5 protein-coding genes and 1 pseudogene are annotated in these 5,114 nt (G+C 50.4%); 1 reads left to right on the forward strand and 5 read right to left on the reverse strand.

Features of this window, described 5'->3' with window-relative positions; genetic code table 11:
* Positions 1-66: 66 nt before the first annotated feature.
* The 5 genes and pseudogenes from istB to ABVN36_RS24490 all read right to left on the reverse strand — a co-directional run bounded on the left by istB (position 67) and on the right by ABVN36_RS24490 (position 4,519).
* A complete protein-coding gene (gene istB, locus ABVN36_RS24470) occupies positions 67-849 on the reverse strand; it encodes an IS21-like element IS100kyp family helper ATPase IstB (protein ID WP_001317493.1) in 783 nt (260 codons plus the stop codon).
* Positions 846-1,868, reverse strand: coding sequence for an IS21-like element IS100 family transposase (gene istA / locus ABVN36_RS24475; protein WP_000255946.1), 1,023 nt, complete (start codon positions 1,866-1,868; stop codon positions 846-848). Before istA ends, istB begins: the two co-directional genes overlap by 4 nt.
* Before the next feature lie 81 nt (positions 1,869-1,949).
* Positions 1,950-2,777, reverse strand: a pseudogene (locus ABVN36_RS24480) (Bcr/CflA family efflux MFS transporter); the annotation flags it as partial.
* 141 nt (positions 2,778-2,918) lie between these two features.
* Complete coding sequence (locus tag ABVN36_RS24485; RefSeq protein ID WP_000027057.1) at positions 2,919-3,779, reverse strand: broad-spectrum class A beta-lactamase TEM-1; 861 nt, start codon at positions 3,777-3,779, stop codon at positions 2,919-2,921.
* Between the two features lie 182 nt (positions 3,780-3,961).
* Entirely contained in the window at positions 3,962-4,519 is a 558-nt protein-coding gene (locus tag ABVN36_RS24490; RefSeq protein ID WP_001235713.1) for a recombinase family protein, read from the reverse strand.
* A gap of 315 nt (positions 4,520-4,834) precedes the next feature.
* On the opposite strand from ABVN36_RS24490, the gene ABVN36_RS24495 reads away from it, so the two are divergent.
* On the forward strand, positions 4,835-5,114 hold a 280-nt coding region (locus ABVN36_RS24495; RefSeq protein ID WP_001067825.1), incomplete at its 3' end, for an IS6 family transposase.

The following is a 5,114-nucleotide window of genomic DNA, read 5'->3' on the forward strand; positions in this document are numbered from 1 at the left end:
TGTCAACGACGGATGAAAAGTGATCCACTTATATCTCCACCAACGGCCCAATATTGATCCACCGTTTTACTCAGGATTAGCTTCAGCTATAACCCCGGCCTTTCGTTTCTGTCTGAGTCGATAGCTTTCTCCTTTGATTTGAACGACATGTGAGTGGTGTAAGATACGGTCCAGCATCGCTGAGGTCAGTGCTGCATCACCGGCGAACGTTTGATCCCACTGCCCGAACGGCAGATTGGATGTCAGGATCATTGCGCTCTTTTCGTAACGTTTAGCGATGACCTGGAAGAACAGTTTTGCTTCTTCCTGACTGAACGGCAGATAGCCTATTTCATCAATGATGAGCAGGCGGGGGGCCATTACTCCACGCTGAAGCGTCGTTTTATAACGGCCCTGACGTTGTGCCGTAGATAACTGAAGTAACAGATCTGCTGCTGTTGTGAAGCGAACCTTGATACCTGCACGGACTGCTTCATAGCCCATCGCTATTGCCAGATGGGTTTTCCCCACACCTGATGGCCCCAGTAATACGATATTTTCATTACGTTCTATGAAGCTGAGTGAGCGTAACGACTGGAGTTGCTTCTGCGGTGCTCCGGTGGCGAATGTGAAGTCATACTCTTCGAACGTTTTCACCGCCGGGAAGGCTGCCATTCGGGTATACATCGCCTGTTTACGTTGATGACGTGCCAGTTTTTCTTCATGAAGCAGATGCTCCAGGAAGTCCATATAACTCCATTCCTGGTCTACTGCCTGTTGTGACAGCGCAGGCGCTGCGCTTATAAGGCTTTCCAGTTGCAACTGCCCGGCGAGCGCCATCAGTCGTTGATGTTGCAGTTCCATCATCACGCCACTCCTCTGCAGAATGAGTCGTAGATGGAGAGTGGATGATGCAGGGGGTGTTTATCGAAGTTCACCAGATTTTCACCAGGATGCACGTCATACTCTTTTTTCTCCGGAGGCAGTGCCAGCATGGACTGCTGCTCTTCGAGCCAGCGATCGCAGGGACGGGCCTGGATTGTTTCATGCTTTCGTTGGTTAGCGACATCGTGCAGCCAGCGCAGACCGTGGCGGTTGGCTGTTTCAACATCGACAGTGATCCCCATCGGGCGCAGGCGAGTCATTAGTGGGATGTAAAAACTGTTACGGGTGTACTGCACCATCCGTTCCACCTTACCTTTAGTCTGTGCCCTGAAGGGGCGACACAGTCGGGGAGAGAAGCCCATCTCCTTGCCGAACTGCCACAGCGAAGGATGGAACCGGTGCTGACCGGTCTGATATGCGTCACGTTGCAGAACCACAGTTTTCATATTGTCATACAACACTTCGCGCGGCACACCACCAAAGAAGCGGAACGCATTACGATGGCAGGTCTCCAGCGTGTCATAACGCATATTGTCAGTGAATTCGATGTACAACATTCGGCTGTATCCGAGAACAGCAACGAACACGTGAAGCGGTGAGCGACCATTACGCATAGTGCCCCAGTCAACCTGCATCTGTCGTCCGGGTTCAGTTTCGAACCGAACGGCAGGCTCCTGCTCCTGAGGAACCGAGAGAGAACGAATGAACGCCCTGAGAATGGTCATTCCGCCACGATATCCCTGGTCTCTGATCTCGCGAGCGATTACCGTTGCCGGGATTTTGTAAGGATGAGCATCGGCGATGCGTTGACGAATATAATCCCGGTATTCATCCAGGAGTGAAGCAACAGCAGGTCGCGGTGTATATTTTGGCGGCTCAGATTTTGCCTGCAAATAACGTTTAACGGTATTGCGGGAGATCCCCAGTTCTCTGGCAATCGCCCGGCTACTCATTCCCTGCTTGTGCAGGATTTTAATTTCCATAACTGTCTCAAAAGTGACCATAAGCTCTCCTGAATCAGGAGAGCAGATTACCCCCTGGATCTGATTTCAGGCGTTGGGTGTGGATCACTATTGCACCGTTCGTGACAGCAAAGCCCATATTTCGGTGATGGCAAGCAATACTGCTCCAGCTATCAGGCATCCCATTCCCATTCGCAAGACACTTGGGCTGCCCCACTTGGGTATCACACGCCCCATAAAACGAGCCGTAAACACCATGGCAATTGCCACTGTGGCGAACAGCAGGCTGAAGCCAAGCTGAGACACACCTTGCCTGCCCATCATTAGTCCGGGCGCAATGGAGAAAAAGACGAAGAAGCTACCCATTCCAGCGGCGTAACACAACGTGTACAACCAGAAGTTCAGGCACTTAACGGGGAGTAGCAGCTGCGACCATTGCAAGCCCGCAACTCGTTGCACCCGGGTTTCAGGCCAGAATCGCCACGCTGCTGCAGATGCAGCGATCATGCCCAAACCTAGAAACGCAAAGATAGCCCGCCACCCAAGCCACATGTCGACGAGCGCTCCGAGCAATGGGCCTACCGCCGGGACCATGGCCAGCATGGATCCGAGTATGCCGTAAATGACATTACTTTCCTCGCGACCTGCGTAAATGTCACGTACTGTTGCAAATGTGGAAACAAGGCACGCCGAGGCACCACAAGCCTGAAGAATCCGAAGCCCCAGAAAGACTTCAGCCGATGACGTAAGAGCGAGGCCCATTGACGCCACAACGTAGGCGAGGCCACCTCCCAGTAGAACGGGGCGGCGCCCCAGTCGGTCCGATAGCGGTCCAAACAAGAGCTGACCGGCACCAATCATGACCAAGTACGTTGTCAGCGTAAGCTGAATTGTGCTCGCTGTCGTACCAAGCGCGTTTGGCATAAACGGCACTGCTGGCAAGTAGGGGTCTGACGCTCAGTGGAACGAAAACTCACGTTAAGGGATTTTGGTCATGAGATTATCAAAAAGGATCTTCACCTAGATCCTTTTAAATTAAAAATGAAGTTTTAAATCAATCTAAAGTATATATGAGTAAACTTGGTCTGACAGTTACCAATGCTTAATCAGTGAGGCACCTATCTCAGCGATCTGTCTATTTCGTTCATCCATAGTTGCCTGACTCCCCGTCGTGTAGATAACTACGATACGGGAGGGCTTACCATCTGGCCCCAGTGCTGCAATGATACCGCGAGACCCACGCTCACCGGCTCCAGATTTATCAGCAATAAACCAGCCAGCCGGAAGGGCCGAGCGCAGAAGTGGTCCTGCAACTTTATCCGCCTCCATCCAGTCTATTAATTGTTGCCGGGAAGCTAGAGTAAGTAGTTCGCCAGTTAATAGTTTGCGCAACGTTGTTGCCATTGCTGCAGGCATCGTGGTGTCACGCTCGTCGTTTGGTATGGCTTCATTCAGCTCCGGTTCCCAACGATCAAGGCGAGTTACATGATCCCCCATGTTGTGCAAAAAAGCGGTTAGCTCCTTCGGTCCTCCGATCGTTGTCAGAAGTAAGTTGGCAGCAGTGTTATCACTCATGGTTATGGCAGCACTGCATAATTCTCTTACTGTCATGCCATCCGTAAGATGCTTTTCTGTGACTGGTGAGTACTCAACCAAGTCATTCTGAGAATAGTGTATGCGGCGACCGAGTTGCTCTTGCCCGGCGTCAACACGGGATAATACCGCACCACATAGCAGAACTTTAAAAGTGCTCATCATTGGAAAACGTTCTTCGGGGCGAAAACTCTCAAGGATCTTACCGCTGTTGAGATCCAGTTCGATGTAACCCACTCGTGCACCCAACTGATCTTCAGCATCTTTTACTTTCACCAGCGTTTCTGGGTGAGCAAAAACAGGAAGGCAAAATGCCGCAAAAAAGGGAATAAGGGCGACACGAAAATGTTGAATACTCATACTCTTCCTTTTTCAATATTATTGAAGCATTTACCAGGGTTATTGTCTCATGAGCGGATACATATTTGAATGTATTTAGAAAAATAAACAAATAGGGGTTCCGCGCACATTTCCCCGAAAAGTGCCACCTGACGTCTAAGAAACCATTATTATCATGACATTAACCTATAAAAATAGGCGTATCACGAGGCCCTTTCGTCTTCAAGAATTTTATAAACCGTGGAGCGGGCAATACTGAGCTGATGAGCAATTTCCGTTGCACCAGTGCCCTTCTGATGAAGCGTCAGCACGACGTTCCTGTCCACGGTACGCCTGCGGCCAAATTTGATTCCTTTCAGCTTTGCTTCCTGTCGGCCCTCATTCGTGCGTTCTAGGATCCTCCGGCGTTCAGCCTGTGCCACAGCCGACAGGATGGTGACCACCATTTGCCCCATATCACCGTCGGTACTGATCCCGTCATCAATGAACCGGACTGCCACGCCCTGAGCGTCAAATTCCTTTATCAGTTGGATCATATCGGCAGTGTCGCGGCCAAGACGGTCGAGCTTCTTAACCAGAATGACATCACCTTCCTCCACCTTCATCCTCAGCAAATCCAGCCCTTCCCGGTCTGTTGAACTGCCGGATGCCTTATCGGTAAATATACGGTTTGCTTTCACACCTGCGTCTTTGAGTGCTCTGACCTGAAGATCAAGAGACTGCTGACTGGTTGAGACCCGAGCGTAACCAAAAAGTCGCATAAAAATGTACCTTAAATCGAATATCGGACAACTCATGTCTATTATTACAAATTTACGATTTAATAGACATATTAATGTAACAGTTTTACGATGTCCGATAATTTATAACATTTCGTACGGTTGGAAAAATGTTACTAAATGCCCGTCAGGCAGGGAGGCCGATATGCCCGTTGACTTTCTGACCACTGAGCAGACTGAAAGCTATGGCAGATTCACCGGTGAACCGGATGAGCTTCAGCTGGCACGATATTTGGCACTGTTGCAAATAGTCGGTGGTGATAAACTTATCATCCCCTTTTGCTGATGGAGCTGCACATGAACCCATTCAAAGGCCGGCATTTTCAGCGTGACATCATTCTGTGGGCCGTACGCTGGTACTGCAAATACGGCATCAGTTACCGTGAGCTGCAGGAGATGCTGGCTGAACGCGGAGTGAATGTCGATCACTCCACGATTTACCGCTGGGTTCAGCGTTATGCGCCTGAAATGGAAAAACGGCTGCGCTGGTACTGGCGTAACCCTTCCGATCTTTGCCCGTGGCACATGGATGAAACCTACGTGAAGGTCAATGGCCGCTGGGCGTATCTGTACCGGG

It is taken from the genome of Salmonella sp. SJTUF15581 (assembly GCF_043356775.1).
Classification (GTDB): domain Bacteria; phylum Pseudomonadota; class Gammaproteobacteria; order Enterobacterales; family Enterobacteriaceae; genus Salmonella; species Salmonella enterica.